This is a genomic window from Pseudoalteromonas sp. Isolate3 (assembly GCF_022398505.1).
Taxonomy (GTDB): domain Bacteria; phylum Pseudomonadota; class Gammaproteobacteria; order Enterobacterales; family Alteromonadaceae; genus Pseudoalteromonas; species Pseudoalteromonas apostichopi.
In genome coordinates this window covers 1-1885 of the sequence record NZ_JAKEVN010000235.1, presented here as the reverse complement: position 1 = coordinate 1885, position 1885 = coordinate 1, and the positions used below count along the sequence as shown (strand labels likewise).

At 36.4% G+C, this 1885-nt stretch carries 3 protein-coding genes; all 3 read left to right on the top strand.

Annotation, left to right across the window (positions count from 1 at the left end; translation table 11 throughout):
- The coding region (locus tag L1D46_RS20535; RefSeq protein WP_239978159.1) for a hypothetical protein at positions 1-289 on the top strand (289 nt) is incomplete at its 5' end.
- Positions 290-311: 22 nt separating this feature from the next.
- Positions 312-689, top strand: coding sequence for a DP-EP family protein (locus L1D46_RS20530; RefSeq protein ID WP_130050943.1), 378 nt, complete (start codon positions 312-314; stop codon positions 687-689).
- A 150-nt stretch (positions 690-839) separates the two neighbouring features.
- Entirely contained in the window at positions 840-1820 is a 981-nt protein-coding gene (locus L1D46_RS20525; protein WP_345779684.1) for a sensor domain-containing diguanylate cyclase, read from the top strand.
- Positions 1821-1885 lie beyond the last annotated feature (65 nt).

Sequence of the window (1885 nt, the reverse complement as noted above, 5' to 3'; positions counted from 1 at the left end):
AAGCAACTCAGACTTTATTGAGAGATTGTCTGATACTAAAAAAATAGAAAACAACTCTATTCTAATAAGGGTTAACTTAATTAAAGCAAAGCTTGCTGAAGACAAGATAGCAAGACAACAAGCATGCCAAGAAGCTATTAATGCAATTGAAGAAAATAATAACGGCGATAAAAGTATAAAAAGAACTTACCCACTTATTCAAGCCTACACTTGTTTAAACAAGGAAAGTGAGGTAGGCACAATTAAAAGTAAACTAATAGAGTTAGGTATTACTAACTTTGATCTATAAAAACAACTAGAAGGTAATAACAATGAGCGAAAGTCAAACTTACAACTTTACAGTGAATGTTACACTTAACACTGAAAATGAAGCTGTATTCACATACTTCCAAGACGGTCAGCAAGTTTCTGGTGGCGGTACTGTCAATGAAAGAAACAGCCTCGGTATTTATACACTTGATGACGCAACTGTTGATGCTGGCTTTCAATTTACAGGTGCTAAATTTGCAAACCTTGAGGGTGATTGCGAGCAAGACTTTAGCTTTAAAGTCACTAATAATGGTCAAACAATTGAGATTGCCGATACAGATGATAATAGCGGTACTGCGTGTATGACTTTCATCGTAGAGTGCAATGGCACAAGCTATGAAAGTGCCGACCCGCAAGTAAAAAATGATAAAGAAGACTAAAGACCTCTCGTAAAAAGCTCCTTCTTAGGAGCTTTTTTACATTACAAAACAACAAATTAAAACCAGAAGATTACCAGAAGGTTAATTTGCACTTTTTTAAGTAACTTTATAGACACCAAAGTCGTTTGCATCTGCAAAAAGGAAACGAACGTGTCTACTAACAAAAATGAACAACCAAGCACTGCTATATCAGAAGCGAAAAGCGCACTACCGCAGTCTATCAATTCAGAGCAACTTGCACTGATTGCACAAATGTTTCAGAACATTCCTGAAGGAGTGTTTATCATTAATGGTCAAGGCACGTTTGAATTTGCAAACCCGATGGCGGCTCAGCTTTTAGGAGACAACCAAGAAGCGTTAATCGGGCAAAACATTTTACATTACCTACACGACACCGATCGTGATAAATACATGTATACCCTACTCAGTTGGTTAGACCATAAAGACTCGCCGATAAGTCTTGGGCCAAACGAAGTTAAAATAAACCGCGCTGATAATAAAACCCTTGAGGCGGATTTATGTATATCGAGCCTGCCAAAAAACATTGCCGTTGCAGAAAATTTATTTATTTGTGTATTACATGATTTATCATCACACAAAGAACAATATAACCGCTTAATTAAACAGGCTACCACTGACCATTTAACCGGCCTTGCAAATAGATTAACTCTTGAGGAATCATTAAAAGAGCATTGGCAAGAAAGCGTACAAACCAACCAAGCCATTAGCACTATATTAATCGACATCGATTACTTTAAATTATTCAATGACCGATTTGGTCATGTAAAAGGCGATAAATGCTTACAAAAAGTAGCAAGTATAATCGCAGAATCACTCCCTTCTCGCGATTGTTTAGCAGCCCGTTATGGTGGTGAAGAATTCGCCATTATATTACCCCGCTGTCAAAAAGACACGGCCGCCGCCATTGCTAAACATATTCAAATAAAAGTAAATAACATGCCATTTACTGATATAGGTTTACCAAGTGATTTTAGAATAAGTGTAAGCCAAGGAATTGCCTGTGAGTTTAATAATCAATATCGTACTTCAGAGGCATTAATTTGTGCAGCAGATACTGCTTTATACCGAGCAAAAACAGAAGGTAGAAATAAAATAAGCATTAGCGCGTAAACACATAATTAACAACATAAAAAACTAATTAACAAGTCGCGTTAGTTACACATATACTATACTTT

What these genes read in the sequence shown, in the direction of transcription:
- L1D46_RS20530 (WP_130050943.1), top strand. Translation starts at nt 312, where the DNA reads ATGAGCGAAAGTCAAACTTACAACTTTACAGTGAATGTTACACTTAAC.